This window comes from Hydrogenophaga sp. NH-16 (assembly GCF_004006415.1).
Classification (GTDB): Bacteria; Pseudomonadota; Gammaproteobacteria; order Burkholderiales; family Burkholderiaceae_C; genus Hydrogenophaga; species Hydrogenophaga pseudoflava.
The window spans coordinates 3,618,597-3,645,379 of the sequence record NZ_CP029344.1 but is presented as its reverse complement, the minus strand read 5'-3'; the positions used below and the strand labels follow the sequence as shown (position 1 = coordinate 3,645,379).

Genomic DNA, 26,783 nt, shown 5'->3' with positions numbered 1-26,783 from the left:
ACCACCATGGCGTCACCCCTTCCGGTTCCAGGCAAGCGCTTCGTCATCGGCGTGCCCTATGTCTGGCTGTTTTTCTTCTTCCTGCTGCCCTTCCTGATCCTGCTGTACATCAGCTTCGTCGACCAGGGCGAGAGCATCAACCCCTTCAAGCCGATCTGGGACCCTGTGACGGGCATCCTGAGCCTGAAGTACGAGAACTACTGGACCATCTTCCGCGACGACGAGGGCGGCGCGCTGTTCCAGACCATCTACATCGAGGCCTACCTGCGCTCGATCTGGTACGCGCTGCTGACCGCGCTGCTGTGCCTGCTGATCGGCTACCCCTTCGCCTACTTCATCGCGCGCTCGTCGCCGGCGGTGCGGCCGGCCCTGCTGATGATGGTGATGCTGCCGTTCTGGACCTCGTTCCTGCTGCGCGTCTACGCCTGGAAAGGCATCCTGGCCGACCAGGGTGTGGTCAACAAAGTGCTGATGGCGGTGGGCCTCACCAGCGAGCCGATCCAGATGCTCTACACCAATGTGTCGATGCTGGTGGGGATGACCTACGTCTACCTGCCCTTCATGGTCCTGCCGCTCTACGCCAATCTGGTGAAGATGGATTTCCGCCTGCTGGAGGCCGCCTACGACCTGGGCACCACACCCTTCAAGGCCTTCTGGCTGGTGACGGTGCCGCTGTCCAAGGCCGGCATCATCGCCGGCTTCATGCTGGTGTTCATCCCGGCGGTGGGCGAGTTCGTGATCCCCTCGCTGCTGGGCGGGCCGGAGAACATCATGATCGGCCGCGTGGTCTGGGACGAGATGTTCACCAGCAACAACTGGCCGCGCGCCTCGGCGCTGGCGGTGGTGATGATCGCGCTGATCATCGTGCCCCTGGCGATCTACTACCACTACACCGCCGAGGAGAAGAAGTGATGAAACGGATTCTCGAAAAGCACTTCGGCAAGGCCTGGATGGCGCTGGTCTACCTGTTCCTGTACCTGCCGCTGTTCTTCATGATCGTGTTCAGCTTCAACAGCACCCGGCAGGACGCGAACTTCACCGGCTTCTCGCTGCGCTGGTACGAGGCGCTCACGCGCGACACCAAGATCGTCGAAGGCTTCTGGCTGTCGGTGAAGGTCGCCGCGGTCACGGGCGTGCTCTCGGCCGTGCTGGGCACCTTCGCGGCCTTCGTGCTGGTGCGCTACCGCCAGTTCCTGGGCCGCACCATCTTCTCGGGCATGGTGAATGCCCCGCTGGTGATGCCCGAGGTGGTGATCGGCCTGTCGCTGCTGCTGCTGATGGTGGGCGCGCAGAACGTCTTCGGCTGGCCCGAGCGCGGCATGCTGACCATCATCCTGGGCCACACGTTGCTGGGCATGGCCTACGGCATGGTGGTGATTCAGAGCCGGCTGATGGAGATGGACCGCCGCATCGAGGAGGCCGCGATGGACCTCGGCGCGCGGCCGCACCAGGTGTTCTTCCTGATCACCCTGCCCAACATCTTCCAGGGCATCCTGGCGGCCTTCCTGCTCTCCTTCACGCTCTCGTTCGACGACGTGGTGATCTCCGAATTCCTCTCCGGCCCCGGTGTCTCCACGCTGCCGCAGGTGATCTTCGGCTACGCCCGCCGCGGCATCAACCCGACCATCTACGCCGCCGCCACGCTGCTGATCACCACGGTGACCATCGTGATCATCGGCTACAGCGTCTGGGTGGCGCGCCAGACGCGCAAGCGCGAGCGCGAGATCCAGGCCGCCACGCGGGCCGAGCTGTCGGCGCTGTCGGCGCGCTGAGCGCCTTGCGAGACCTGGTCGGCCCCACCGTGTTGCTTCGAGACAGCCGCCTCTGGCTGCTGCTTCTCTGCGCTCTGCACGCCGTGGTCCACCAGGCCGGCTTCCACGCCGTCTGGCTGGACCCGGACCAGCTGGTGGTGGCCGACCAGGCCGCCTGGATGGCGCGCGGCGAGTTCCACGAGCCCTTCTTCTACGGCCAGGCCTACCTGCTGCCGTTCGAGGCCTACCTGGCCGTGCCCGCGGTCTGGCTGGGCCTGGACCCGCTGGCGGCGGTCAAGGCGGTGGCGGCGCTGAGCTTCTACCTGCCCTGGGTGCTGACCACCTGGTGGCTGGGCCGCGAACGGCCCTGGGCGGCGCTCGGCGTAACCGCGCTGTTCTTCGCGCTGCCGCTGGAGTACACGCTGGCCGCGGCGCTGCCGCGCGGCTTCATCACCGGCATCGCGCTGGCCTGGCTGGGCCTGGCCATGCTGCTGCGCCCGGTGGCGCCGTCGGCCGGGGCGCAGATCGGCTGGGCGGCGCTGGTGGGCTTCTGCACCGGCTCGTACATGAGCAATGTGCTGATGCTGCCGGCCCTGGTGTTCCTGCCCGACCGGCGGCGCTGGCTGCTGGCCGGGGCCGGGTTGCTGCTGGGCTACGCACTGTTCAAGGCGTTGGGGCTGTTCTATGTGTGGCACCCGGACCATGTGGTGCACCGTTTCCCCGACCTGTTCTTCCGGCCCGGCTACCTGCTGGGCAACCTGCAGAACCCCGACGTGGTGGTGGCGCTGGGCGGCCTGCTGCTGCTGGGCCTGGGCGCCGGGGCGCTGGTGCTCCGGGCCGAGCGGCGCGACCCTGCGTCGCTGGCGGGGCCGGACGGCTGGCGCTGGGCGCTGGGCGCGGTGGGCCTGCTGCTGCTGATCGCGCTGATGGTGGGCAACAACAAGTTCGCCGAGTACAACGCCGGCTCGCCCTTCTTCTCGCTCTACCGGATGATGCTGCCGCTGCCCTTGCTGGCGCTGCTGGTGATCGCGCGCTGGGCGCCCACCGGGCAGGCCTGGCGGGTGCCGCTGTGGGGCGGGCTGGTACTGGCGGTGGCGCTGGCCGGGGTGCAGCTGGGGCGCTTCGTCTTGGGCCAGGAGCGCTTCATCGAGGCCGCGACCACGCTCGAACCCGTGACCCGCGACAAGCTGCGCCGCGTCTGCAAGCGGCTGGCGCAGGACTGGCGCCGCAGCGGCGAGCCGTATGTGGTGCTGCCGCACCGCGACGACCTGCGGGCCTACGGTTGCCATGCGCTGTACGGGGTGCCGGTGGTGCAGAGCGACTACGAGCGGCGCACCTGGTTGCGGCGGCGGTTCGAGCGGGACGCGGCGCAGTGAACGGGCTTCCCACGCGCCACCGCTGAGTCCACTCGGCCCTTCCGGGCGTTGGAAGTGGACGCAACATTTCACGGGATGTTGTCTTAGCATGGTGCCAATTCAATGTGGAGACCCGTGCCCATGTCCGACACCACCATCCCTTCTTTCGACGGCCGCGCCCTCATCAACGGTGAGCGCGTCGCCGCCCGCGACGGCCAGACCTTCGACTGCATCTCGCCGGTCGACGGCCGCGTGCTGACCCAGGTGGCCCGCTGCGGCCAGGCCGACATCGACGCCGCCGTGGCCGCGGCCCGCGCCGCTTTTGAAGACCGCCGCTGGGCCGGCAAGGCGCCCGCGCAGCGCAAGCGCGTGATGATCAGGTTCGCCGAGCTGATCCAGGCCAACGGCGACCTGCTGGCGCTCACCGAGTCGCTCGACATGGGCAAGCCGGTGAAGTACGCCAAGGGTGTGGACGTGAACAGCGCGGCCAACTGCGTGCGCTGGTACGGCGAGGCGGTGGACAAGGTCTACGACGAGATCGCGCCCACTCCCGACACGGCGCTGGCCCTGATCACCCGCGAGCCGGTGGGCGTGGTCGGCGTCATCGTGCCCTGGAACTACCCGATGATCATGGCGGCCTGGAAGATCGCGCCGGCCCTGGCCGCGGGCAACTCGGTGGTGCTCAAGCCGTCCGAAAAGAGCCCGCTGACGGCGCTCAAGCTGGCCGAGCTGGCGCTGGAAGCCGGCATCCCGCCGGGCGTGTTCAACGTGGTGACAGGCTACGGCCCCGAAGCCGGTTCGCCGCTGGCCCTGCACATGGACGTGGACTGCATCGCCTTCACCGGCAGCACGCGCGTGGGCAAGCAGATCCACGTGATGGCCGGGCAGAGCAACCTCAAGCGCGCCTGGACCGAACTGGGCGGCAAGTCGCCCAACATCGTGTTCGCCGACTGCCCCGACCTGGACAAGGCGGTCGAGGCCTCGGTGGGCAGCATCTTCTTCAACCAGGGCGAGAGCTGCAACGCGCCCTCGCGCCTGTTCGTCGAGGCCTCGATCAAGGACGCCTTCCTGGAGAAGGCCTTGAAACTGGTGCCGCAGTACCAGCCGGCCAACCCGCTGGACAAGAACACGGTGATGGGCGCCATCGTCGACCAGGTGCAGCTGGACAACGTGATGCGCTACATCGGCCTGGGGCTGAGCGAAGGCGCCAAGCTGCTGGCCGGCGGCGAGCGCGTGGCGCCCGTGGCCGGCGGCTGCTACGTGCAGCCCACCATCTTCGACGGCGTGACCAACAGCATGACGATCGCGCGCGAGGAGATCTTCGGCCCGGTGCTGTCGGTGCTCTCGTTCACCGACGCGGCCGATGTGGTGAAGCAGGCCAACAACAACGTCTACGGCCTGCAGGCCGCTGTGTGGACGCGCGACATCAACAAGGCGCACGGCGTGGCGCGCGCGCTGCGCGCCGGCACCGTTCATGTGAACTCGTACGACGAGGACGACATCACCGTGCCCTTCGGTGGCTTCAAGCAGAGCGGGGTGGGGCGCGACAAGTCGCTGCACGCGTTCGACAAGTACACCGAGACCAAAACCACCTGGATCCGCATCGACAGCCCGGTCTGAAGATGCTGGCGCAGCGCATGGAGGCCCTGCGGGCGCAGGGTGTGCACACGGTGATGGCCACCTTCACCGACCTGCACGGCGTGCCCAAGGGCAAGCTGGTGCCGCTGGAGGGCCTGTCCGACGCGGTGGTCACGGGGGCCGGCTTTGCGGGCCCCAGCATCTGGGGCACGGGCCTGCCGCGCATGGGCGCGCGCGGCGAGTACTTCGGCCGCGTCGTGCCCGAGAGCCTGCGACCGCTGCCCTGGCTGCCGGGTGTGGCGCACGCGGTGTGCGACGGCTTTGCGGGCGGGCAGCCGCTGGCCACCTGCTCGCGCCAGATGCTGCGGCGACAACTGGCGCGCCTGCGCGAGCGCGGCTGGACCTTCCATGTCGGCATCGAGCCGGAGTTCTTCCTGCTGCGCCGCGGTGAAGACGGCCGCTGGGTCGTGGCCGATGGTGAAGACCGGCTGGGCAAACCGTCCTACGACCTGAAAGCCATCGTGCGCAACCACGGCTTTCTGGACGACATGCGGCGCCACCTCACCGCCCTGGGCTTTGAGTTGCAGCAGATGGACCACGAGGACGCGACGGGCCAGTACGAGATCAACTACCGCTTCGACGAGGCCCTGGCCGCGGCCGACCGCTACCAGCTTTTCAAGCTCACCGCGCACGCGGTGGCGCAGCAGCACGGAAGCACCTTCAGCTGCATGCCCAAGCCGCTGGCGGGAGCGCCGGGCAGCGGCCTGCATTTCCACCTCAGCCTGACGGACGCCGATGGCAAACCCGTGATGGCCGACGCCGGCGGGCCGATGGGTCTGGGCGCCACCGGCCTGCAGTTCGCGGCCGGCCTGCTCGAACACGGCGACGCGCTGGCCGCGCTGTGCGCACCCACGGTCAACAGCTACAAGCGGCTGGCGGTCAGCGAGAGCGCCTCGGGCACCACCTGGTCGCCGGTGTGGAAGGCCGCGGGGGACAACAACCGCACCTGCCTCGTGCGCACCGTGGCGGGCCGCATCGAGTGGCGCCTGCCCGACCCCTCGTGCAATGTGTACGCCGCGCTGGCGGCCACGCTGGCCGCAGGGCTGGACGGCATCGACCGCGAGCTGCCCGCGCCCGAGGCCATCGACGCCGACCTCTACCAGCGCCACGCAGCCGGCGAGACGCTGCCGCCGCGGCTGCCGCGCGACCTGCACGAGGCCCTGGCCGCGCTGCGATCCGACGCCATCCTGCGCGACGACCTGGGCGAGGCTTTCTGCGAGCAGTTCCTGGCGCTCAAGCGCGCCGAGTGGGACGCCTACGCGCAGCAGGTGAGCGACTGGGAGCTGGCGCGCTATGCAGACGCCTTCTGAGAACGCTCAGGTCCTGTACGACGTGTCGCAGCGGTCCAGCTTGCGCAGCAGCGCCGGCCAGGCCAGCATCGCGCCCTGGCCGGCGGTCGCGATCTTCATCACCTCGGCCATGCCGGCGAGGATGCGCGGGTCCACCTGGGTGAGCTCACCGCCGCCGGCCAGCGCGTCGATCTGGATGCGGCAGGTGTTCTCGAAGGTGTACATCGAGAGGAAGGCGTCGGGGATCGAGCTGCCCACGGTCAGCAGGCCGTGGTTGCGCAGCACGAGGAAGTTGGCGCGGCCGAGGTCGGCCTGCAGCCGCGGCTTCTCGTCGGGGCGGAAGGCCACGCCTTCGTAAGCGTGGTACGCGAGCGAGGCGAGCACGAAAGTGCTCTGCTGGCTGATGGGCAGGATGCCGGCCTTCTGCGCGCTGACCGCCACGCCCGCACGGGTGTGGGTGTGCAGCACGCACTGCACCTCGGGCCGCGCCTCGTGCACCGCGCTGTGGATGACGAAGCCGGCCGGGTTGACCGGGAAGGGCGAGTCCAGCAGCTTGTTGCACTGCATGTCGACCTTGACCAGGCTGGACGCCGTGATCTCGTCGAACATGAGTCCGTAGGGATTGATCAGGAACTGGTGTTCGCCGCCGGTGACGCTGTCGGGCAGCTTGGCGCTGATGTGGGTGAACACCAGGTCGGACCAGCCGTAGGCGGCCACCAGGCGGTAGCAGGCCGCGAGGTCGCAGCGGATCTGCCATTCCTCGGTGCTGACCGAGTCCTTGAACGAGGGGATGTTGAGCATGCCGTGTCTCCTGCGCCGCATCAGGGTGCGCGGCGGTGCGCGACATGGTCGCGCGGACACGGCATGCAGGCTGTCGCAGGTCCGACAGCCGCGGGGCTTACTTCTTCATCGAGCAGGTGTTGAAGCCGAGCAGGGCATACGGCGGACACCAGCCCACCAGGCCGGTCAGCAGGGGCACGACGCCGATGTAGCCCCAGAGGCCGATGGTGCCGGTGGCGGCGGCGGCGATGAGGGCGAGGCCGACGACGATGCGGAGGGTGCGGTCAACGCCGCCAATGTTCTTGGTCATGTGAAGCTCCTGTGGTGAAAGAGGGTGCGGACGTATTGGAGCCGCGAAGGCCCAGTCAGTCTGTGACCGCGGTCACACAGGAAAAGGCCGGGCCGGGCTCAGCCGGCCTGGCCGGCGGCCAGCGTGCGCAGGCCGGCGCTGTCCTTGATGGCGATGCTCTCGCGCGAGAGCTCGACCAGGCCGTCGCGCTCGAAGCGGTGCAGCAGCCGCGTGACGATCTCGCGCACCGTGCCCAGCTCGTCGGCCAGCGCCTGGTGGGTGGTCTTGAGGGTCTGGCCGTGGCCGAGCAGGGCGGCGGCCAGGCGGCTGTCCAGGCGCTGGAAGGCAATCGCTTCGATCAGGCCGGTGAGGTCGGCCATGCGCGCTGCGAACAGGCCCAGCACGTATTCGCGGAACCCGGCGTCGGCCAGCGCGGCCTGGAAGTCCGGTGGCGGCAGCAGGCACAGCGTGGTCTCGCTGGTGGCGACGCCGCGCGCGGTCAGCGGCTGGTGGGCGAACAGGCCGGCCGAGGACACCAGGCACATCTCGCCGGGCGCCACCCGGTAGAGCTCCAGCTCGCGGCCGTTGGCGGCGCTGCGCGAGACCTTCACTTCGCCGGACAGCACCAGCGGAAAGCCCTGGCAGGGGTCGTTCTCGCGGAACAGCCGGGTGCCGGCGGGCACGGTCATGGGGGAGAGTCGGGCCACCAGCGCCGGCAGCCCGGCCAGCGCCGGGTACAGCGTCAGCAGGTCGGGCGGGGTGGTCTGGGACATGCGGCGCATTGTAGGGGCGGGGGCTTGTCCGGGGGACAGAGATGCGAACGCATGGGCAAAGTTCATTCGAAATTTTTGAATTCAGGCTTCAAGCGCTTTTGACCCGGGCGGCGCGGTCCATCCCTACACTGCCGCCATGGTTACCACCTCCGTCACCCCCTACCACCCGCTGGCCCGGGCCTTGCACTGGGCGCTGGCCCTGCTCATCGTAGGCAACTTCGCGCTGGGCCTCTACATGGCGGACCTGCCGTTCTCGCCCGCCCGGCTGCAGTACTACAGCTGGCACAAGTGGGCCGGTGTGCTGGTGCTCGCTTTCTCCGCGGTCCGCCTGCTGACACGCATCCTGAAATCGCCGCCCGCGCTGCCCCCGGCCATCGAGGCCGCCATGCCCGGCTGGCAGAAGCTGGCCCACCACGCCACCCACATCGGCCTGTACGCGCTGTTTTTTGCCGTGCCGCTGAGCGGCTGGGCCTTCAGTTCGGCCGCCGGCTTCCCGGTGGTGCTGTTCGGCGTGCTGCCGCTGCCCAACTTTGTGCCGGTGAGCGAAGGCCTGGCCGACGCGCTCAAGGAAGCCCACAAGATCGCGGCCCTGTCCATGGCCGGCCTGGTGCTGCTGCACGTGGCCGGGGCGCTCAAGCACCACTTTGTCGACCGCGACGGCCTGATGTCCCGCATGGGCTTCAGCCGCTGACCTTCCCAGGAGTCTTTTCATGCACACCCGTCTTCTTTCCCTGGCGCTGGTCGCCGCAAGCGTCTCGCCGCTGGCCGTGCAGGCGCAGCAGGCCATCGTGCCCGCCCAGAGCGAGGTCGCGTTCACCAGCCGCCAGATGGGCGTGCCCGTGGACGGCAAGTTCAAGAGCTTCAGCGCCCAGGTGGCGTTCGATCCGGCCAAGCTGGCCACCAGCAGCATCGCTTTCACCGTGGACACCGGCAGCGCCGACATCAGCCGCGAAGCCAACGCCGAGCTGCCCAAGGCCACTTGGTTCAACGTGGCCCAGTTCCCCAAGGCCACCTTCCAGTCCAGCGCCATCAAGCGCATCGACGCCACGAAGTACGAGGTCGCCGGCAAGCTGAGCATCAAGGGTGTGAGCAGCGACGTGGTCGTGCCCATCACGCTGGCGCAGAACGGCGCCACCACCGTGGCCAGCGGCGCCTTCCCGATCAAGCGCCTGACCTTCCGCATCGGCGAGAAGGAGTGGGCCGACACCTCGATGGTCGCCGACGAGGTGCAGGTGAAGTTCAAGATCGCCCTGACCGGCGTGCCCAAGCTCTGATTCCCCCTTCCCGTTTTTCAGTTTTCCAACCTCAATCCAGGAGTTCAACCATGCGCAAGTCCCTCTCCCTGCTGGCCGCCGCGGCCGTGCTTTCGACCGCCGGCATCGCCCAGGCCGCCGACTACGCGATCGACCCGACCCACACCTTTGCCACCTTCGAGATCGGCCACTTCGGCACCACGACCAACCGTGCCCGTTTCGACAAGAAGGAAGGCAAGGTCAGCTTCGACAAGGCCGCCAAGACCGGCAAGGTCGACATCAGCATCGACATCGCCTCGGTGAACTCCGGCACCGCCATGTTCGACAAGCACCTGGCCAGCGCCGAGATCCTGAACGCCGAGAAGTTTCCCAAGGCCCAGTTCGTCTCCAGCAAGTTCGTCTTCAGCGGTGACAAGGTCTCGGCCGTGGAAGGCAACCTGACCATCGCCGGCAAGACCCAGCCCGTCACGCTCAAGGCCACGCAGTTCAACTGCTACGACAGCCCCATGCTCAAGCGCGAAGTCTGCGGCGGCGACTTCGAAGCCACCATCGACCGCACCGCCTTCGGCGTGAACTACGGCATCGACTGGGGCTTCCCCAAGAACGTGCGCCTGGTGCTGCAGGTCGAGGCTGTGAAGCAGTAATCCCTGCGCCACCGTTCCTCACAAGAAGGCCCGCTGCTGCGGGCCTTTTGCTTTTCGGGCTGCGGTACAAACGGGCAATGAACACGGGGACCACCAACACCATCCACTGGGAAGCGCGGCGCGTGCCGGTGCCCGGGCTGGGCGATCTGTACAGCGAGGCCTGCGGGCCGGCCGACGGGCCGCCGGTGCTGCTGGTGATGGGGGCGATGAACCCGGCGCATTTCTGGCCACCGGGCTTCGTGGCCGCGCTGGTGCAGGCCGGGTGCCGGGTGCTGCGCTACGACCACCGCGACACCGGCCGCTCCTTCGTCCACCCGCTGCACGCGCCACCCTATGCGCTGGACGCCCTGGTGGCCGATGCGCTGCGCGTGCTCGACGCCTGGGACCTGGCGCGGGCGGCGGTGGTGGGCTGGTCCATGGGCGGCTACATCGCCCAGCACCTGGCGCACGAACAACCGCAGCGCGTGAGTCGACTGGTGCTGCTGGGCAGCTCGCCCGACCACCGGCCCTACATGGCCGCCACGCTGGGGCGGCCGGTGCCGACCGACGGCCTGCCCGGGCCGGCGCCCGGTTTCTTGCAGGCCCTGCTGGAGACCTCGGTGCGCGCGCGCGGCCTGCCGCCGGACGAAGTGGCCGTGCAGGGCTGGTCGGTGTTCCATGGCGGCTCGCACCCGTTCCCGGCCGACACCGTGCGCGAACAGGCGCGCGCCGCGACGGCCGCAGGGCACCAGCCGCTGGCCGCGATGCAGCACGCGCTGGCGGTGGACCGCGCGGCACCGCGCACCGGCTGGCTGCCGCAGCTGCGCGTGCCGACCCTGGTGCTGCACGGCGCCGAAGACCCCTGCCTGCCGCTGGCGCATGGCCAGGCGCTGGCGCGGCTGATTCCCGGTGCCCGCCTGACGGTGCTGGACATGGGGCACCTGCTGCCCGACGCGCTGGCGGCGCCGGTGGGCGCCCAGGTGGCCGACTTCATCCGCGCGGAAGCGGCTGCGTAGCCTGCTCCAGCCGCTGCAGAAAATGCAGCGCGTGCTCGCGGGTGTCGCCGCACATCTCGGCGCCGGGCTGCAGCGAGCCGCAGACCGCCGGACGCTCGGGCCGGCCGAACAAGCGGCAGCGCAGGGCCTCGTCCAGGTGGGGGCAGGGCACGCCCGCGGGCTTGCCGTCCGGCAGGCCGGGCATCGGGCTGCTGATCGAGGGCGCGATGCAGCAGGCCGCACAAGCGGCGCGGCAGGGCGGCGGGGTGCTCGAAGCCATGGCACCATTGTCGCCTTTCGGGCGGCTGGGCTCCCCGGTTTCAAGGTCTGCATGTCGTCCCCACGGTTCTCCTCCAAATGGTTGCTGTCAGCGCCCGAGTTGCTGACCGCGCGTCTGACGCGCTGGCGTTTCTGGCTCCGCCTCGGCGTGGGGCTGCTGCTGTTCGGGCTGGTGGCCGAGGCGGTGCTGCGCGTGCTGAACGGGTTCAGCTACGGCGCAGTGATGGCCGCGGCCAAGGACACTCCCGCCTGGGACCTGCTGGCGGCGGTCGCGGCCACGGCCCTGAGCTTTCTGGCGCTCACCTTCTACGACCGCTCGGCCCTTCAGTACGCCGGCGCGCGCCTGCCCTACCGCGTGGTGGCGCAGACCTCGTTCATTGCCTACGCGCTGTCCAACACGGTGGGGCTGGGCGTGTTCACCGGCGGTGCGGTGCGGCTGCGGCTGTACGGTGCGGCGGGGCTGGAGGCCGGGCAGATTTCGCGCGCCATCGCCTTCAACGCCCTGGGATTCACGGTGGGCATCGCGGTGGTCGGCGCGGCGGCGCTGGTCTGGGGCGCCGAGTCGGTGGCCTCGCTGCTGCGGGCTCCGCCCGAGCTGCTGCGCGCCGCCGGGTTGGCGTCGCTGCTGGTGACGGCGGCGGCGCTGGGCGCCTGTCGGCGCGGCGGTCGCTGGTCGTTCCGCGGCTGGACCTTCCGCCTGCCCAGCGCCTCGCTGGCCGGCCAGCAGCTGCTGATTTCCGCGCTGGACGTGGTGGCCGCCGCGGCCGTGCTGTGGGTGCTGCTGCCGGCGGGCTCGGTCGGCTTCCCGGCGTTCGTCGGTTTCTATTCGCTGGCCATCGCTGTCGGCGTGGTCAGCCACGTGCCGGGTGGCCTGGGCGTGTTCGAGGCCGTGCTGCTGCTGGCGCTGGGCCAGCAGGTGCCGGCGGACCGGCTGGTGGGCGCGCTGGTGCTGTACCGGGTGATCTACCACCTGCTGCCGCTGGCCCTGGCGCTGCTGTTGCTGGTGGGCTCGTCGTGGCGGCGTGGCGTGTCCACGCCGCTGGTGCGCGCGGCGTCCGCGCTCGCGCCGCTGCTGCTGTCGGCCTTCACCTTTGTCAGCGGCGTGGTGCTGCTGGTCTCGGGCGCCACGCCCGCCACCGAAGACGCCACCGCGCACCTGCGCCAGTTCATGCCGCTGCCCGCGGTGGAGGCGGCGCACTTCCTGGCCAGCGTGATCGGGCTGGCGCTGCTGTTCGTGGCGCGCGGCATGTTGCTGCGGCTGGACGTGGCCTGGTGGGCCGGGCTGGTGCTGGCGCTGGCGAGCCTGGTGCTGTGCCTGCCCAAGGGCATCGCGGTGTCCGAGGCGGTGCTGCTGGGCCTGCTGGCGCTGTCGCTGGCCCTGTCGCACCGCCACTTCAACCGGCGGGCAGCCCTGCTGTCGCTGGCCTTCTCGCGCGGCTGGCTGGCGGCGGTGCTGGCCGTGGTGGCGGCGGTGGCGGCGCTGCTGGTGTTCGTCTACCAGGACACGGCCTATGTGGACATGGTGTGGTGGCGCTTCGAGTTCGACGGTCACGCGCCGCGTTCGCTGCGCGCCATGGTGGCCGTGGCCCTGCTGACGCTGTGCGTGGCGCTGGCCCACCTGCTGCACCGCGCGCCACCGGCGCTGCCGCGGCCCGACGCGGCCGAGTTGGCCCGGGCGCAGGCGGTGGTGATGGCGCAGGACAGCGCCGGTGCGGGCCTGGCGCTGATGGGCGACAAGTGCCTGATGTTCTCCGAGTCGGGCCGGGCCTTCCTGATGTTCTCGCGCAAGGGCCGCTCCTGGGTGGCGCTGTACGACCCGGTGGGACCGCGCGAGGAATGGCCGGAGCTGGTGTGGCGCTTCGTCGAGCTGGCGGGCGAGTCGGGCGGGCGCGCGGCCTTCTACCAGGTGCGGCCGCAGGCGCTGCCGGTGTACCTGGACGCCGGCCTGCGGGTCTACAAGCTGGGCGAGTGTGCGACGGTGGAGCTGGCCGGCTTCAGCCTGGAAGGCAAGCGGCGCGCCAACCTGCGCCATGGCGTGGCGCGGGCCCAGCGCGATGGCCTGGTCTTCGAGTGGCTGCCCGCCGGAGCAGCCGAGGCGGAGTTCGACGCCCTGCAGGCGGTGTCCGACGACTGGCTGGGCCGCCAGGACACGGCGGAAAAAGCATTTTCGCTGGGCGCCTTCAGCCGCGAGTACGTGATGCGCCAGCCGGTGGCGCTGGTGAGGCACGAGGGCCGCATCGTCGCCTTCGCCACCATGCTGGTCACCGACCAGTCCGCCGAGGCCGCGGTGGACCTGATGCGCCAGCGCGGCGACGCCCCCAAGACCACCATGGACTTCCTGTTCACGCAGATCATCCTGCAGCTGCGGGCGCAGGGCGTGGCGCGCTTCAACCTGGGCATGGTGCCGCTCTCGGGCATGGCCAGCCACCGGCTGGCGCCGCGCTGGCAGCGCCTGGGGCGGCTGCTGTTCAACCACGGCGAGAACTTCTACAACTTCCAGGGACTGCGTTCTTTCAAGGAAAAATTCGACCCCGTCTGGGAACCCCGCTACCTGGCGGCCCCGGGCGGCTTGTCCCCGTTGCTGGTGCTGTCGGACACCGCCGCGCTGATCGCGGGTGGCTGGCGGCGCGTGATCACCAAATGAAAACCCTGCTTCTTTCGCTCATGCTCGGCGCCGCCCTGGCGCCCGCGGCCGCCCAGGAAACCGTCTCGCACGGCCGCTTCAAGGACGTGCGGCTCTACCGCCCCAAGGGCGAGGTCAAGACCGTGGCCCTGCTGTTCTCGGGCGCCAACGGCTGGGGCGCGGCCGGCCCCGGTGCCGCGGCCCAGGTGCTGCTGGACACCGGCGCGGTGGTGGCGGCCATCGACACACCCTCGCTGCTGGCCAACTTCAACCAGGACGGCGGCAGCTGCGTGGTGCCCGAGGGCGATGTGGAAAACCTCTCGCGCTTTCTGCAGGGCTACGCCCGGCTGCCGGCCTACTTCCCGCCGCTGGCGGTGGGCGTCGGTTCCGGCGGTGCGCTGGCCTACGCCATGGCGGCGCAGGCGCCCGAGGGCACCTTCTCCGGCGCGGTGTCGCTCGGCTTCTGCCCCAGCCTGCCGCTGACCAAGCCGCTGTGCAAGGGCGAGGGCTCGGTGTTCCGGGTCAACAAGGATAAGTCAGCCCTCACTCTTCTGCCAGATACGGCCATGCGGACCCCGTGGCTGGCGCTGCAGGGCGCGCAGGACCGCAGCTGCCCAGTGGCGGCGACGCAGGCCTTCGTGGCCAAGGTGCCGAGCAGCCACTGGGTGGGCGTGCCGGGCGTGGGGGAGGACCTGCTGGGCACGGCGGCGGGCCTGTCGGCCTACGAGGTGTCGTACCGGCGCATGGCGACCGAGGTGTCGACCAGCCGGCTCAGCGCCGAGGCCGGTGTCGAGGTGGGTGACCTGCCCCTGGTGGAGGTGCCGTCCAGCGTGGCCTCGGACACGCTGGCGGTGCTGGTCTCGGGCGACGGCGGCTGGGCCGGGCTGGACAAGCGGGTGGCCGCGGTGATGGCGGCCCGGGGCGTGCCGGTGGTCGGCTGGGACTCGCTGCGCTACTTCTGGTCGGCGCGCACGCCGCAGGGCTTTGCCGACGACCTCTCGCGGACCATCCGCGCCTACACCCGGCAGTGGAAGCGCAGCCGGGTGGTGCTGATCGGCTACTCGCAGGGCGCCGACGTGCTGCCCTTCGCGGTCAACCGGTTGCCGGCGGCGACGCGGGCCATGGTGTCGCAGACCGTGCTGCTGGGGCCGGGCGAGCGCGCGTCCTTCGAGTTCAAGCTGACCAACTGGGTCTCGCGCGACGCCAGGGGTGCGCCGGTGGCGCCCGAGCTGGCCGGCTTCACGGCCGCCAGCGCCACCTGCATCTACGGCACCGACGACCGCGACACCATCTGCCCGAAGCTGCCGGCCGAGCAGATGACCACGGTGCCGCTCAAGGGCGACCACCACTTCGGCGGCAACTACGACGGGCTGGCCGAGCAGATCCTGCTGCGCAGCCGCTGACGCGCAAGCCGCTGCGGGGAGGGGCTCAGGCGCCGAAGCGCCGTGCGGCCCAGAGAACCTGCTCGACCACGCCGCGCACGTTCTCGCGCGCGGCCTCGGCCACCAGCTGGCCCTCGGGCGTGAAGGCCTCGCCGGCCTTGGACAGGGCGAACTGTTTCGGCGAGACCCAGCATTGCAGGTTCATCAGCAGCGGCGCCAGGTGCGAGAGGCTGCGCAGGCCACCAAGCGCGCCGGGCGAGGCCGACAGCACCCCGACCACCTTGCCGGCGAACGGCTTGGTGCCGCTGGACCAGGCCGGGTCGCCCTTGATGGGGCTGGAGACCCAGTCGATGGTGTTCTTCATCAGGCCGGTGTAGCTGCCGTTGTACTCGGGCGAGACCACGACCCAGGCCGGGTGGGCGAAGAACAGTTCCTTCAGGCGCACCACGTCGCGCGGCGTGCCCTTGGCTTCGAGGTCGGCGTTGTAGAGCGGCACGTCGAAGTTGGCCAGCTCGATGTGGGTCACGGCGGCGCCGGCCTCACGACCGAGTTCGGCGGCGACGGTGGCCAGCTTGCGGTTGAAGGACTGGGCGCGCGTGCTGCCCGCGAAGACGAGGAGGGGGGTGGGGGTGCTCATGGGCGGCATTGTGTCAGCCAGCCGGCGCAGGATTTTTGCGTGGGGGTTAGGGTCAATACTGTTCAGATAGTATTTTTAAAGCCATAATCCTCATCCATCGAAGCTTCAATGGATGAGGGTGATGGCCAGAATGGAAGAAGGTCTGCGCTTTGCCATCCGTGAAGGCGGTCGTACCGTCGGCGCCGGCGTCGTGGCCAAGATCATTGCTTAACCGGATCCGGAGAACCGCATGTCTACCAAGCAAAAAATCCGCATCCGCCTGAAGGCGTTTGATTACAAGCTGATCGACACCTCGGCCGCCGAAATCGTCGACACCGCCAAGCGCACCGGCGCGATCGTCAAGGGTCCCGTGCCCCTGCCGACCCGCATGAAGCGCTTCGACATCCTGCGTTCGCCGCACGTCAACAAGACCTCGCGCGACCAGCTGGAAATCCGTACCCACCAGCGTCTGATGGACATCGTCGACCCGACCGACAAAACGGTAGACGCCCTGATGAAGCTGGACCTTCCGGCCGGCGTGGACGTCGAAATCAAGCTGCAGTAAACGCTGCGCGCAGGTCTGGCGATGGTCGGGCTTGCACAAACAAAGCCCGCTGGTTATACTGGCGGGCTTTTCGGGCTTCTGGCCCCCAACCGCGTTCGTCTTTCGGTCATGCGACCGGTGGGCTGCGCACCATCAGCCCCGGCCAATTGCAGTCGGGAACGGAGAAAACAATGAGTCTTAGCAACTCCCTCGGGTTGTTGGGTCGCAAGGTGGGCATGATGCGTCTGTTCACCGATGACGGGGACGCAGTGCCTGTCACGGTGGTCGATGTGTCGAACAACCGTGTGACGCAAGTCAAAACCCAAGCCAACGATGGCTACGACGCGCTGCAGGTCACCTTTGGCCAGCGTCGCGCCTCCCGCGTTACCAAGCCCATCGCGGGCCACCTGGCCAAGGCTGGTGTCGAAGCGGGTGAGATCATCCAGGAATTCCGCGTTGCCGCCGATGTGGCTGCCCAGTACCAGCCAGGCGCTACCGTGGCCGCCAACGCCATCTTTGCCGCCGGCCAGAAGGTCGACGTGCAGGGCACTTCGATCGGTAAGGGCTACGCCGGCACCATCAAGCGCCACAACTTCAGCTCGCAGCGCGCGTCGCACGGCAACAGCCGTTCGCACAACGTGCCGGGCTCGATCTCCATGGCCCAGGATCCGGGTCGCGTGTTCCCGGGCAAAAAGATGACCGGTCACATGGGCGATCAAACCAAGACCATCCAGAACCTGGACATCTTCCGCGTCGACGAAGCCCGTCAGCTGCTGATGATCCGCGGTGCCGTGCCTGGCGCCAACGGCGGTTTCCTGACCGTTCGTCCCGCCGTCAAGGCCAAGAAGGGAGCTAACTGATGCAAGTTGAACTCCTGAACGACCAAGGTCAGGCTGCGTCCAAGCTGGACGTGCCCGAGACCGTCTTCGGCCGTGATTACAACGAGTCCCTGATTCACCAGCTCGTGGTGGCGTATCAGGCCAACGCCCGTCAAGGTACGCGTGCCCAGAAGGACCGTGAGCAGGTCAAGCACTCGACCAAGAAGCCGTTCAAGCAGAAGGGCACCGGCAACGCCCGTGCCGGTATGACTTCCTCACCGCTGTGGCGCGGGGGCGGTCGCATCTTCCCGAACAGCCCGGACGAAAACTTCACGCAGAAGCTCAACAAGAAGATGTACCGCGCCGGCATGGCCTCCATCTTCTCGCAGCTGGTGCGTGAAGGCCGCCTGGCCGTTGTCGACTCCATCAAGGTGGACTCGCCCAAGACCAAGCAGCTCGCCGCCAAGTTCAAGGCCATGAACCTGAGCAATGTGCTGGTCATCGCCGAAGAAGTCGACGAGAACCTGTACCTGGCTTCGCGCAACCTGGCCAACGTGCTCGTGGTCGAGCCGCGTTACGCCGACCCGGTGTCGCTGGTGCACTACAAGAAGGTCATCGTCACCAAGGGTGCCATCGACCAGCTCAAGGAGATGTTCGCATGAGCGTCAAAAAATACGACGAAGGTCGTCTGATGCAGGTGCTCGTGGCACCGATCGTGTCGGAAAAGGCCACTCAAGCCGCCGAGCAGTCCAATGCGGTGCTGTTCAAGGTGCTGCAGGACGCCACCAAGCCCGAAATCAAGGCCGCCGTTGAACTGATGTTCAAGGTCCAGGTCAAGGGCGTGTCCGTGCTCAACCAGAAGGGCAAGACCAAGCGCTTCGGCAAGACCGTGGGTCGCCGTGACCATGTGCGCAAGGCCTATGTCACGCTGGCCGAGGGTCAGGAACTCAACTTCGGTGGGGAGGCCTAATCATGGCAGTGATCAAGATGAAACCGACTTCGCCAGGCCGTCGCGGCATGGTGAAGGTCACGCGCGAGAACCTGCACAAGGGTTCGGGTTTCGCGCCGCTGCTGGAGCCCCAGCACCAGAAGTCCGGCCGCAACAACAACGGCCACATCACGGTTCGCCACAAGGGCGGCGGTGCCAAGCACCACTACCGCGTGGTCGACTTCCGTCGCAACAAGGACAACATCCCGGCCAAGGTCGAGCGCATCGAATACGACCCGAACCGCACGGCGCACATCGCGCTGCTGTGCTACGCCGACGGCGAGCGCCGCTACATCATCGCCCCGCGTGGCGTTGAAGTCGGTGCCACGCTGCTGTCCGGTTCCGAGTCGCCGATCCGCGTGGGCAACACCCTGCCGATCCGCAACATTCCGGTCGGTTCGACGATCCACTGCATCGAGCTGCAAGTCGGCAAAGGTGCCCAGATCGCCCGTTCCGCCGGTGCTTCCGCCGTGCTGCTGGCCCGCGAAGGCATCTACGCCCAGGTTCGCATGCGTTCGGGCGAAGTGCGCAAGATCCACGTGGATTGCCGCGCCACCATCGGTGAAGTCTCCAACACCGAACACAGCCTGCGCCAGATCGGCAAGGCCGGTATCAAGCGCCACATGGGCATCCGCCCGACCGTGCGTGGTACCGCCATGAACCCGATCGACCACCCGCACGGTGGTGGTGAAGGCAAGACCGGCGAAGGTCGTGCACCGGTGGATCCGTGGGGCAACCTGACCAAGGGTTACCGCACCCGCAACAACCGCCGCACGCAGAACATGATCGTGTCGCGTCGCAAGAAGTAAGGGGTTGACGAAATGACTCGTTCTCTCAAAAAAGGTCCCTTCGTTGACCACCACCTGATGGCCAAGGTCGAGAAGGCTGTGTCCACCAAGGACAAGAAGCCGGTCAAGACCTGGTCGCGCCGCTCCATGATCCTGCCCGAGTTCATCGGTCTGACGATCGCCGTGCACAACGGCAAGCAGCACGTGCCCGTGTACATCACCGACCAGATGGTGGGACACAAGCTCGGCGAGTTTTCGCTGACGCGCACGTTCAAAGGCCATCCGGCCGACAAGAAAGCCAAGAAGTAAGGACCAACCATGAGTACAGAAACCCGCTCCGTCGTTCGCGGCGTGCGCCTGTCGGTGGACAAAGGCCGTCTCGTGGCCGACCTGATTCGTGGCAAGAAGGTCGATCAGGCCCTGAACATCCTGTCGTTCACGCAGAAGAAGGCCGCTGGCATCGTCAAGAAAGCCCTTGACTCCGCCATCGCCAATGCCGAGCACAACGACGGCGCCGACATCGACGAACTGTTCGTCAAGTCGATCTACGTCGAGCAAGGCACCACGCTCAAGCGTTTTGCTGCCCGTGCCAAGGGCCGCGGCAACCGCATCAGCAAACCCACGTGTCACATCTACGTGACGGTTGGCAACTGAAGAGGCTAGAGGACATATGGGACAGAAAATCAACCCCACCGGCTTCCGCCTTGCAGTTTCCCGCAACTGGGCCAGCCGCTGGTACGCCTCCAATCGTGACTTCGCCGGCATGCTGGCCGAAGACATCAAGGTCCGCGAGTACCTCAAGGGCAAGCTGAAGAACGCCGCCGTTTCGCGCGTCGTGATCGAGCGCCCCGCCAAGAACGCCCGCATCACCATCTACTCGGCGCGTCCGGGCGTGGTGATCGGCAAGAAGGGTGAGGACATCGAGAAGCTGAAGAAGGATCTGGCCGCCAAACTGGGCGTGCCGGTCGCTGTGAACATCGAAGAGGTGCGCAAGCCCGAAATCGATGCCAAGCTGATCGCCGACTCGATCACCCAGCAGCTCGAAAAGCGGATCATGTTCCGCCGCGCCATGAAGCGCGCCATGCAGAACGCCATGCGTCTGGGTGCCTTGGGCATCAAGATCATGTCTGCCGGCCGTCTGAACGGCATTGAAATCGCCCGCACCGAGTGGTACCGCGAAGGCCGTGTGCCGCTGCACACCCTGCGCGCCGACATCGATTACGGCACTTCGGAAGCCAAGACCACCTACGGCGTCATTGGCGTCAAGGTCTGGGTCTACAAGGGCGACACCCTGGGCCGCAACGACGCGCCTGTGGTGGAGACCCCGCGTCCGGAAGAGGAGCGCCGTCCCCGCGGTCCGCGCCGTGAGCGCCCGGCTGGCCCGGCTGCCCGCGCCGCCGTGCGCCGTGGTGGCAACGCCGCCCCGACCGATGGCTCCGACAAGCCCGCCGAGGCCACCGACAAACCCGCCGTTAAGCGCGTTCGCAAAGACGCACCCGCAGGGGCACCTGCGGACGGCAAAGGAGAATAAACATGCTGCAACCCGCTCGCCGCAAGTACCGTAAAGAGCAGAAAGGCCGCAACACGGGCGTCGCCACCAGCGGCGCCACCGTGGCCTTCGGTGATTTCGGTCTGAAGTCCACCGACCGCGGCCGCCTGACGGCCCGCCAGATCGAAGCCGCACGCCGTGCGATTTCCCGTCACGTCAAGCGTGGCGGCCGGATCTGGATCCGCGTGTTCCCGGACAAGCCGATCTCCCAGAAGCCTGCCGAAGTCCGTATGGGCAACGGCAAGGGTTCCGTGGAGTACTACGTGGCCGAAATCCAGCCCGGCAAGGTGCTGTATGAAATCGTGGGCGTGCCCGAGCAACTCGCTCGCGAAGCCTTTGCCCTGGCCGCCGCCAAACTTCCCCTGCGCACCACCTTCGTGGCGCGCATGCTGGGTCAGTGATTCAGGAGAACATAGATGAAAGCTGCTGAACTGCGCCAGAAGGATGTGGCCGGCCTGGAAGCCGAAGTGAAGTCTCTGCAGAAGGCCCATTTCGGCCTGCGCATGCAGAAGGCCACGCAACAACTCAACAACACCGCCACGCTGGGCGACACCCGCCGTTCCATCGCTCGCGCCAAGACCATCCTGGCCGAGAAGCAACGCGCCGCCGCCAAGTAAGGAGTGACGAAATGACGGAAGCCAAAACATCCCTCAAGCGCACCCTGATCGGCAAGGTGGTCAGTGACAAGCGCGCCAAGACCGTGACGGTTCTGGTCGAGCGCCGTGTGAAGCACGAGCTCTACGACAAGATCGTCGCCAAGTCGAGCAAGTACCACGCCCACGACGAAAAGGGTGAGTACAAGCTCGGCGACGTGATCGAGATCACCGAAAGCCGCCCGCTGTCCAAGACCAAGAACTGGGTGGCTACCCGCCTGGTTCAAAAGGCCGCCGTGGTGTAAGCCTGTTTGCGCCGATTCCTGCGCAAGCCCGGAAAGCGACCGAGAATCTCGGTCGCTTTTTTCATTTCCGGCCCACGGGTCACCACAAACGAGGAGAACACACCATGATTCAGGTAGGCGACAAGATTCCGGCGGTCACGCTGATGGAATACAGCGAAGTCGAGGGCAACGGCTGCAGCATCGGCCCTAACCCGGTGGACACGGCCACTGCCAGCGCCGGCAAGACCATTGCACTGTTCGCCCTGCCTGGCGCGTTCACGCCCACCTGCTCGGCCAAACATGTGCCGGGTTATGTGGAGCAGCACGACGCACTGAAGGCGGCCGGTGTGGACGAAATCTGGTGTGTGAGCGTCAACGATGCCTTCGTGATGGGAGCGTGGGCACGCGACCAGAAATCAGGCACCAAGGTGCGCATGCTTGCAGACGGCAGCGCCGATTTCGCCAAGGCGACCGGCCTGACGCTGGATCTGACCGCCCGGGGCATGGGCTTGCGCAGCAACCGGTACTCGATGCTCGTCAAGGACGGCGTCGTCAAGACACTGAATGTGGAAGGCCCGGGCAAGTTTGAGGTCAGCGACGCAGCGACGCTGCTGGCGCAGGCCCGCGGCTGAAGTTCAGGCGCCGCCCAGGGTCAGGGTGCGCAGATCCAGCTTGAGGTAGTGCGCGCCCGCCAGGGGGTTGTGGTAATAGGGCTCAGTCTCGACAAAGCCCACTTCCTGGTAGAGCGCGCGTGCTGCCTCCATGTCGGTCAGGGTGTCCAGCAGCATGGTCGTGTAGCCGGCTTGCTGGGCACCAGTAATCACGGCATCCACCAGTTGCCGGCCCAGACCAAGCCCGCGGAAAGCGGGACGAACGAACAGGCGCTTCATCTCACACGCATTGAGATGGTCGCTGTTGGCCAGAGGCCTGAAGGCGCAGCAACCGGCCGGTGCGCCATCGACCTGTGCGAGGAACAGTCCACCGGACGGTTCGGCATAGTCGCCAGGCAAGGTCCGCAGTTCTTCTTCAAATCCCTGGAAACAGAGATCGATGCCGAGTCCTGCCTGGTAGTCCAGGAACAGCGAGCGGACCGCCGCCAGTTCTACCGCCGAGCGGGCGTGCATGAGAGACAGCTGGGCGGTGTGACGGGGGGCGGACATCGGCGGCAGGATCGAGCGGTGCAGGCGAGCGGGCACTATACGACAGTGACGGGCGTCGGCCACGCGGGGTCTCATCCCCAGCTGGTCTGACCCAGGCCGACGATCCAGTACACCGCAGCGCCACAGACCGCCCAGATCACCAACGCGAGCAGCCGCGATGCCGTGCTGTCCGGTGCGCTGGGCATCGGTGCCTCGACTTGCTTGTCGCCCAGCACCATCGGTCGTACCAGGTTGTCCTTTTTGACCCATTTGTAGAACAGGATGGCCAGCACGTGCAGCGCGACCAGCGCGATGAGCAGGAGCTTGCCGATGGACTTGTGATACCGGGTGGCCTGGGTCACCGTGTCGCCAGACACCAGGCTGACCAACGGGCCGGTGAACGCAATTTCGTCGTCGGCGACCAGGCCGGTGCTCACCTGCAGCAGCAGCACCGCGATCAATGCGAACACCGACAGCATGCCCAGGGGGGTGTGACCGACGCGGTGCTCCGGCCGGTCGTTGCCCCGGAGATAGGCCAACACGTTTGCAGGGCTGTAGAGGAAGCTGCTGAACCGGGACCAGTGTCCGCCGACAAAACCCCAGGCGATGCGAAACAGCAGCAGGCTCAGAACCACGTAGCCCAGGCGCCCGTGCCAGGTCATCCAGTTGCCTCCCACATTGGCGGTGATGACCAGACCGATGACGCAGAGGGCCAGCGCCCAGTGGAACAGACGGGTTGGAAGATCCCAGACGCGGATGGTGTGCATGGTGAGGGCCAAGTGTTGACGCGAGGAACAGGTAGAGAAGATAAACCCTGACAGGTTCCTGCGGAACTTTTCCCCGTGCGGGAAGCTCCCGGCTCGGGTAGCCCCAGCGGCTGCACCTTCATCCATCCAGTCAACCCTGCGCAGGAGTCCTCATGAAATTGCTTGCTTCACTCACGCTGGCCGCCGTGGTGTCCACACTGTCGGTGCCTGCGATGGCCCAGTTCCAGAAGCCGGAAGACGCCGTCAAGTACCGCAAGGCAGCGCTCACGGTGATGGCCGCTCACTTCGGACGCCTCGGTGCCATGGCCAGCGACAAGGCACCGTTCGACGCCAAGGTGGCGGCAGAGAACGCGGCCGATTGTGGAGACCATGAGCAAGCTGCCCTGGGCCGGGTTCGTGGCCGGCTCCGAGAAGGGGGAAACCCGAGCCAAGCCGGAAATTTGGACCGACGGGGCCAAGTTCAAGAAGGCGTCGGAAGACATGATGGCGTCGGTCGCCCAGCTCAATGCGGCTGCCAAGACGGGCAATCTGGACAACCTGAAGAAAGCGTTCGGCGAATCTGCCAAGACTTGCAAGGCGTGCCACGACGCATTCCGCAAGGAGTGAGCGAGCACTTCATTGGCACCTCAATAACAGAAATGGGCGGGCACCCGTGAAGGTGTCCGCCCATTTCGTTGATGGCTCGGGTCTCTCTTGGTCAGCTCTTGGCGAGCAGGTCCTCGATCAGGTTGTGCAGCGCGGCAAAGTCGGGTTCGCCGACGAAGCGCTTGACGATGCGCCCCTGCTTGTCGACCAGGTAGGTGGTCGGGGTCAGCTTCACGTCGCCCCAGTTCTTGGCGAGTTCGCCGGTGTTGTCCAGCGCCACCTTGAACGGTAGCTGGCGCGACTGGGCGTAGTTGGCCACCCAGGCCGGCTGGTCGTAGCTCATGGCGACGGCGATGGTTTCGTACCCTTTGTCCTTGTATTTCTGGTGGGTGCTGACCAGAGAGGGCATCTCCTTGACACAGGTGACGCAGGTGGTGGCCCAGAAGTTGACCAGGGTCACCTTGCCCTTGAGGTCCGCGGTGGTGGTGGTGGTGCCGTCCAGCAGCACGAAACTGGAGGCAGGCGCCTCGTCACCGGAGGCGCAACCGGACAGGCCAACTGCTGCAGCGGCGACCAGAAGGGTGGCGAGCGAGCGGCGGTGGAGGAACAAAGTGGAGATCATGGGCGCAGGAAAGATTTCGGAATGGCCGAAGTGTGATCTTCCGATTGTCCCGGAGTTCATTCCGGTACCGCAACCGGTTCAGCGCAAACGGGCGCGGGCCTGCTGCAGGCGGGCATCGAGGTACTCGCCGTAAAAATCCGGAACCGCCACGCCGACCAGCCGCTCCGCCAGTTCTTCTCCCTTGGCGCCCAGGAACAGCACGGTGGGCGCGAAACGGGCTTTCCAGGCCTTGGCCTGTTCGGCGGGCGTGGTCATCGAGCCGTCGAATCCCTGCAGGTTGCTGGTGCGGTCGCGGACGTCGAGCTGGACGGCATGCAACTGCCCCTGCCTCAGCATGGGCAGCAGGTGGTGGTTGCGCACCAGGTCGCAGTACGGACAGCCGGCGAGGGTGGTCATCACGACCAGCGGTTCGCCACGCGCCACCGCCGCCAGGGCGCTGCCTCGCAGCGAAGTCGGGGTGGGGAGGGCGGATGAATGGCCGGGGGTGTTCATGGAAAACTCAGGGGAGTATGTTGGCGCGCCTCGGAAGATACCGCGATTGCGGCATTCCTCCAACCGTGTCGGATGCACCGGGCCGTTTGCGGATGCAGATACCATCCGGGGCTTTCCCAGGGCCTTGAGCCCTCCATGGTGGCATCACTCTGCCGCGCCTTCCGGAGACTCCTTTGTTGCACCCTTTGCGCGCCGCTGGCCTGGCGGCGCTGCTGGCCCTTGGGGCCTGCAGTCCCACGTTCAACTGGCGTGAGTGGCCGGTCGCTGGCACGCCCTTGCGTGCGCTGATGCCCTGCAAGCCGGAGAGTGCGAGCCGGCCGGTGCCGATGCTGGGGACGCCGGTGGAACTGCACATGCAGGCCTGCGAGACCGGTGGCATGCGGTTCGCCCTGGCCTGGGCCGACGTGGGCAGGGCCGACCAGGTGCCCGCCGCGCTGGCGGCCTGGCGTGTGGCGAGCCTCCAGACGCTCCGGGTGCCTGCGGCTTCGCCGGACGATCCAGGTCTGGCCTGGTCGGTCGGGGTCAAGGGCGCGCCGCAGGCACAGGGCGTGCAGGCCCGGGGCACCGATCCCCAGGGGCAGCCGGTGGTCATGCAGGCCGCGTATTTCGCCCGCGGCACACAGGTGTTCCAGGCCGCGGTCTATGGCGCCCGGCTGGATGAAGGGGCTCGCGAAGCCTTTTTCGCCGGGCTGAGCCTCGCGCAGCCATGAGAAGCACCGGGACCGAGTCGGGTAACCACCTCTTGCCGCCACTGGTGGCGGTTTCGGTGTTTCTGGCCTTCGCGCTGACGTACTTCCTGTCGGCGCTGATCCGTGCGGTCACCGCCACGCTGTCGCCGGTGCTCGGTGCCGAACTGTCGCTGCAGGCGAGCGACCTCGGGTTGCTGGCCGGTGGGTACTTCTTCGGCTTCGCCCTGACCCAGCTGCCCCTGGGCTCGTGGCTGGACCGATTCGGCCCGCGGCAGGTGATCCTGGCCTTCCTGGGGGTGGCGGTGGCGGGCTGTGCGGCCTTTGCCATGGCCACCAGCTTTTCAGGTTTGCTGGCCGCCCGCGTGCTCACCGGCATGGGCGTGAGCGCCTGCCTCATGGCGCCACTCACCGGCTACCGCCGCTGGCTGCAGCCGGCCACGCAACTGCGTGCCAACTCCTGGATGCTGATGACCGGGTCCATGGGCATGGTGGCGTCCACCCTGCCGGTGCAGTGGCTGATGCCGATGCTGGGATGGCGTGGGCTGTTCTGGTCGCTGGCAGCGCTGGTGCTGCTGTCCATGCTGGTGCTGGCGGCGCTGGTGCCGCGCTGGCGCAAGGAGCCCTCATCCGTGGTGGCTGCGCCCGAAGCGTTGGGCTACGGTGCGATCTGGCGCCACCCGTACTTCCGGCAGATGGCGCCCATCGGCTTCATCAACTACGGCGGCATGGTGGCGGTGCAGACCCTGTGGGCGGGTCCCTGGATGGTGCAGGTGGCCGGCTACACGCCGCAGCGCGCGGCCGTCGGGCTGTTCGGGATCAACCTGTGCATGCTGCTGAGCTTCTGGCTGTGGGGCATGGTCAACCCCCATCTGTCGCGGCGGGGCATCCCAGCCGAGCGGCTGATCGCCTGGGGTCTCCCCCTGAGCTTCGTGGTGCTGGCGGCCATTGTGGTGCTCGGGCCCCGTGCCGGCTGGCCCTTGTGGGCAGCGTTCTGTGTGGGCAGCACCTTCGTTTCTCTGTCGCAGCCCGCCGTGGCGCTGGCGCTGCCTGCGGCGGCGGCCGGGCGCGCGCTGTCGGCCTACAACCTGGTGATCTTTGCCGGCGTGTTCCTGGTGCAGTGGGCGATCGGCGGACTGGTGGACGCCTTCGCGCTGCTGGGCTGGGACACTGTGGCGCGCTTTCGGGGCGCGATCGCGGTGTTCGGGCTGTGCTGCGTGTCGGCCTATGGGGTTTTCCTGTTCGGATGCCGGCGCCAGCGCGCAGCCCCCGGGGGATAAAC

34 protein-coding genes and 2 pseudogenes are annotated in these 26,783 nt (G+C 67.5%); 27 read left to right on the top strand and 9 right to left on the bottom strand.

Features of this window, described 5'->3' with window-relative positions; genetic code table 11:
* The first annotated feature begins 6 nt into the window (after nucleotides 1-6).
* The 5 genes from DD542_RS17625 to DD542_RS17605 all read left to right on the top strand — a co-directional run bounded on the left by DD542_RS17625 (nucleotide 7) and on the right by DD542_RS17605 (nucleotide 6,054).
* Nucleotides 7-912, top strand: a complete 906-nt coding sequence (locus DD542_RS17625) for an ABC transporter permease subunit (protein ID WP_127806527.1) — start codon at nucleotides 7-9, stop codon at nucleotides 910-912.
* On the top strand, nucleotides 912-1,772 hold the full coding sequence (locus DD542_RS17620; RefSeq protein ID WP_127806526.1) for an ABC transporter permease: 861 nt from the start codon (nucleotides 912-914) through the stop codon (nucleotides 1,770-1,772). Before DD542_RS17625 ends, DD542_RS17620 begins: the two co-directional genes overlap by 1 nt.
* Nucleotides 1,773-1,777: 5 nt before the next feature.
* Nucleotides 1,778-3,127 (top strand): hypothetical protein, encoded by a 1,350-nt coding sequence (locus DD542_RS17615; RefSeq protein ID WP_127806525.1) that lies wholly within the window; start codon nucleotides 1,778-1,780, stop codon nucleotides 3,125-3,127.
* 120 nt (nucleotides 3,128-3,247) lie between these two features.
* Nucleotides 3,248-4,726 carry an aldehyde dehydrogenase gene (locus DD542_RS17610; protein ID WP_206610686.1) on the top strand — a complete coding sequence of 493 codons (1,479 nt, stop codon included), beginning with the start codon at nucleotides 3,248-3,250 and terminating at the stop codon, nucleotides 4,724-4,726.
* A 2-nt stretch (nucleotides 4,727-4,728) separates the two neighbouring features.
* On the top strand, nucleotides 4,729-6,054 hold the full coding sequence (locus tag DD542_RS17605; protein ID WP_127806523.1) for a type III glutamate--ammonia ligase: 1,326 nt from the start codon (nucleotides 4,729-4,731) through the stop codon (nucleotides 6,052-6,054).
* A gap of 6 nt (nucleotides 6,055-6,060) precedes the next feature.
* Here DD542_RS17605 and DD542_RS17600 read toward each other — a convergent pair whose 3' ends face one another.
* The 3 genes from DD542_RS17600 to DD542_RS17590 form a co-directional block, all read right to left on the bottom strand.
* The gene (locus DD542_RS17600; RefSeq protein ID WP_127806522.1) at nucleotides 6,061-6,834 is read right to left on the bottom strand and encodes a class II aldolase/adducin family protein; all 774 of its coding nucleotides are present in this window, start codon (nucleotides 6,832-6,834) and stop codon (nucleotides 6,061-6,063) included.
* 97 nt (nucleotides 6,835-6,931) lie between these two features.
* A complete protein-coding gene (locus DD542_RS17595) occupies nucleotides 6,932-7,123 on the bottom strand; it encodes a DUF2892 domain-containing protein (protein WP_127806521.1) in 192 nt (63 codons plus the stop codon).
* 98 nt (nucleotides 7,124-7,221) lie between these two features.
* Entirely contained in the window at nucleotides 7,222-7,875 is a 654-nt protein-coding gene (locus tag DD542_RS17590) for a Crp/Fnr family transcriptional regulator (protein ID WP_127806520.1), read from the bottom strand.
* A gap of 136 nt (nucleotides 7,876-8,011) precedes the next feature.
* Here DD542_RS17590 and DD542_RS17585 point away from each other — a divergent pair, with 136 nt between their 5' ends.
* The 4 genes from DD542_RS17585 (at nucleotide 8,012) to DD542_RS17570 (ending at nucleotide 10,767) form a co-directional block, all read left to right on the top strand.
* Nucleotides 8,012-8,566, top strand: a complete 555-nt coding sequence (locus DD542_RS17585) for a cytochrome b (protein ID WP_127806519.1) — start codon at nucleotides 8,012-8,014, stop codon at nucleotides 8,564-8,566.
* A 19-nt stretch (nucleotides 8,567-8,585) separates the two neighbouring features.
* Nucleotides 8,586-9,149 (top strand): YceI family protein, encoded by a 564-nt coding sequence (locus DD542_RS17580; protein ID WP_127806518.1) that lies wholly within the window; start codon nucleotides 8,586-8,588, stop codon nucleotides 9,147-9,149.
* Between the two features lie 50 nt (nucleotides 9,150-9,199).
* Entirely contained in the window at nucleotides 9,200-9,772 is a 573-nt protein-coding gene (locus tag DD542_RS17575) for a YceI family protein (protein WP_079366381.1), read from the top strand.
* A gap of 77 nt (nucleotides 9,773-9,849) precedes the next feature.
* Complete coding sequence (locus DD542_RS17570) at nucleotides 9,850-10,767, top strand: alpha/beta fold hydrolase (RefSeq protein ID WP_127806517.1); 918 nt, start codon at nucleotides 9,850-9,852, stop codon at nucleotides 10,765-10,767.
* On the opposite strand, the gene DD542_RS17565 is transcribed toward DD542_RS17570, so the two are convergent.
* On the bottom strand, nucleotides 10,742-11,026 hold the full coding sequence (locus tag DD542_RS17565; RefSeq protein ID WP_079366383.1) for a YkgJ family cysteine cluster protein: 285 nt from the start codon (nucleotides 11,024-11,026) through the stop codon (nucleotides 10,742-10,744). The genes DD542_RS17570 and DD542_RS17565 overlap by 26 nt on opposite strands.
* A gap of 51 nt (nucleotides 11,027-11,077) precedes the next feature.
* Here DD542_RS17565 and mprF point away from each other — a divergent pair, with 51 nt between their 5' ends.
* Nucleotides 11,078-13,669, top strand: a complete 2,592-nt coding sequence (mprF, locus tag DD542_RS17560; RefSeq protein ID WP_127806516.1) for a bifunctional lysylphosphatidylglycerol flippase/synthetase MprF — start codon at nucleotides 11,078-11,080, stop codon at nucleotides 13,667-13,669.
* The gene (locus DD542_RS17555; protein WP_127806515.1) at nucleotides 13,666-15,051 is read left to right on the top strand and encodes an AcvB/VirJ family lysyl-phosphatidylglycerol hydrolase; all 1,386 of its coding nucleotides are present in this window, start codon (nucleotides 13,666-13,668) and stop codon (nucleotides 15,049-15,051) included. The genes mprF and DD542_RS17555 overlap by 4 nt, the downstream gene beginning before the upstream one ends.
* Before the next feature lie 25 nt (nucleotides 15,052-15,076).
* On the opposite strand, the gene DD542_RS17550 is transcribed toward DD542_RS17555, so the two are convergent.
* Nucleotides 15,077-15,667, bottom strand: a complete 591-nt coding sequence (locus DD542_RS17550) for an NAD(P)H-dependent oxidoreductase (RefSeq protein WP_127806514.1) — start codon at nucleotides 15,665-15,667, stop codon at nucleotides 15,077-15,079.
* A 130-nt stretch (nucleotides 15,668-15,797) separates the two neighbouring features.
* On the opposite strand from DD542_RS17550, the pseudogene DD542_RS17545 reads away from it, so the two are divergent.
* The 13 genes and pseudogenes from DD542_RS17545 to DD542_RS17485 all read left to right on the top strand — a co-directional run.
* A pseudogene (locus DD542_RS17545) lies at nucleotides 15,798-15,878 on the top strand (elongation factor Tu); the annotation flags it as partial.
* A gap of 18 nt (nucleotides 15,879-15,896) precedes the next feature.
* The gene (rpsJ, locus tag DD542_RS17540) at nucleotides 15,897-16,211 is read left to right on the top strand and encodes a 30S ribosomal protein S10 (protein ID WP_066157716.1); all 315 of its coding nucleotides are present in this window, start codon (nucleotides 15,897-15,899) and stop codon (nucleotides 16,209-16,211) included.
* A gap of 170 nt (nucleotides 16,212-16,381) precedes the next feature.
* Nucleotides 16,382-17,050 carry a 50S ribosomal protein L3 gene (rplC, locus tag DD542_RS17535; RefSeq protein WP_066157714.1) on the top strand — a complete coding sequence of 223 codons (669 nt, stop codon included), beginning with the start codon at nucleotides 16,382-16,384 and terminating at the stop codon, nucleotides 17,048-17,050.
* Nucleotides 17,050-17,670 (top strand): 50S ribosomal protein L4, encoded by a 621-nt coding sequence (gene rplD / locus DD542_RS17530; RefSeq protein ID WP_066157712.1) that lies wholly within the window; start codon nucleotides 17,050-17,052, stop codon nucleotides 17,668-17,670. Before rplC ends, rplD begins: the two co-directional genes overlap by 1 nt.
* Nucleotides 17,667-17,978 carry a 50S ribosomal protein L23 gene (rplW, locus tag DD542_RS17525; RefSeq protein ID WP_079364209.1) on the top strand — a complete coding sequence of 104 codons (312 nt, stop codon included), beginning with the start codon at nucleotides 17,667-17,669 and terminating at the stop codon, nucleotides 17,976-17,978. The genes rplD and rplW overlap by 4 nt, the downstream gene beginning before the upstream one ends.
* A gap of 2 nt (nucleotides 17,979-17,980) precedes the next feature.
* On the top strand, nucleotides 17,981-18,805 hold the full coding sequence (gene rplB, locus DD542_RS17520; protein ID WP_066157707.1) for a 50S ribosomal protein L2: 825 nt from the start codon (nucleotides 17,981-17,983) through the stop codon (nucleotides 18,803-18,805).
* A gap of 12 nt (nucleotides 18,806-18,817) precedes the next feature.
* Nucleotides 18,818-19,093, top strand: coding sequence for a 30S ribosomal protein S19 (gene rpsS, locus DD542_RS17515; protein ID WP_066157704.1), 276 nt, complete (start codon nucleotides 18,818-18,820; stop codon nucleotides 19,091-19,093).
* A gap of 9 nt (nucleotides 19,094-19,102) precedes the next feature.
* A complete protein-coding gene (gene rplV / locus DD542_RS17510; RefSeq protein WP_066157701.1) occupies nucleotides 19,103-19,438 on the top strand; it encodes a 50S ribosomal protein L22 in 336 nt (111 codons plus the stop codon).
* A gap of 16 nt (nucleotides 19,439-19,454) precedes the next feature.
* Nucleotides 19,455-20,315: a 30S ribosomal protein S3 gene (gene rpsC, locus DD542_RS17505; RefSeq protein ID WP_066157699.1), complete on the top strand. Its 861-nt coding sequence runs from the start codon at nucleotides 19,455-19,457 to the stop codon at nucleotides 20,313-20,315.
* Between the two features lie 2 nt (nucleotides 20,316-20,317).
* Nucleotides 20,318-20,734, top strand: coding sequence for a 50S ribosomal protein L16 (gene rplP, locus DD542_RS17500; protein WP_066157696.1), 417 nt, complete (start codon nucleotides 20,318-20,320; stop codon nucleotides 20,732-20,734).
* A 15-nt stretch (nucleotides 20,735-20,749) separates the two neighbouring features.
* A complete protein-coding gene (gene rpmC, locus DD542_RS17495) occupies nucleotides 20,750-20,950 on the top strand; it encodes a 50S ribosomal protein L29 (RefSeq protein WP_066157692.1) in 201 nt (66 codons plus the stop codon).
* An 11-nt stretch (nucleotides 20,951-20,961) separates the two neighbouring features.
* Entirely contained in the window at nucleotides 20,962-21,231 is a 270-nt protein-coding gene (rpsQ, locus tag DD542_RS17490; RefSeq protein ID WP_066157687.1) for a 30S ribosomal protein S17, read from the top strand.
* A gap of 104 nt (nucleotides 21,232-21,335) precedes the next feature.
* Nucleotides 21,336-21,842, top strand: a complete 507-nt coding sequence (locus DD542_RS17485) for a peroxiredoxin (RefSeq protein ID WP_066157683.1) — start codon at nucleotides 21,336-21,338, stop codon at nucleotides 21,840-21,842.
* A gap of 3 nt (nucleotides 21,843-21,845) precedes the next feature.
* Here DD542_RS17485 and DD542_RS17480 read toward each other — a convergent pair whose 3' ends face one another.
* Entirely contained in the window at nucleotides 21,846-22,334 is a 489-nt protein-coding gene (locus DD542_RS17480) for a GNAT family N-acetyltransferase (RefSeq protein WP_241559808.1), read from the bottom strand.
* 107 nt (nucleotides 22,335-22,441) lie between these two features.
* Complete coding sequence (locus DD542_RS17475) at nucleotides 22,442-23,116, bottom strand: cytochrome b/b6 domain-containing protein (protein WP_127806513.1); 675 nt, start codon at nucleotides 23,114-23,116, stop codon at nucleotides 22,442-22,444.
* 152 nt (nucleotides 23,117-23,268) lie between these two features.
* Between DD542_RS17475 and DD542_RS17470 the strand changes: the two are divergent.
* Nucleotides 23,269-23,722: pseudogene (locus DD542_RS17470) on the top strand (cytochrome c).
* 91 nt (nucleotides 23,723-23,813) lie between these two features.
* On the opposite strand, the gene DD542_RS17465 reads toward DD542_RS17470, so the two are convergent.
* Complete coding sequence (locus tag DD542_RS17465; protein WP_127806512.1) at nucleotides 23,814-24,323, bottom strand: TlpA disulfide reductase family protein; 510 nt, start codon at nucleotides 24,321-24,323, stop codon at nucleotides 23,814-23,816.
* Nucleotides 24,324-24,401: 78 nt separating this feature from the next.
* Nucleotides 24,402-24,815: a thioredoxin fold domain-containing protein gene (locus tag DD542_RS17460; protein ID WP_127806511.1), complete on the bottom strand. Its 414-nt coding sequence runs from the start codon at nucleotides 24,813-24,815 to the stop codon at nucleotides 24,402-24,404.
* Nucleotides 24,816-24,988: 173 nt separating this feature from the next.
* Here DD542_RS17460 and DD542_RS17455 point away from each other — a divergent pair, with 173 nt between their 5' ends.
* Entirely contained in the window at nucleotides 24,989-25,525 is a 537-nt protein-coding gene (locus tag DD542_RS17455) for a hypothetical protein (protein ID WP_127806510.1), read from the top strand.
* Nucleotides 25,522-26,781: an MFS transporter gene (locus DD542_RS17450; RefSeq protein WP_127806509.1), complete on the top strand. Its 1,260-nt coding sequence runs from the start codon at nucleotides 25,522-25,524 to the stop codon at nucleotides 26,779-26,781. Before DD542_RS17455 ends, DD542_RS17450 begins: the two co-directional genes overlap by 4 nt.
* Nucleotides 26,782-26,783: the final 2 nt, after the last annotated feature.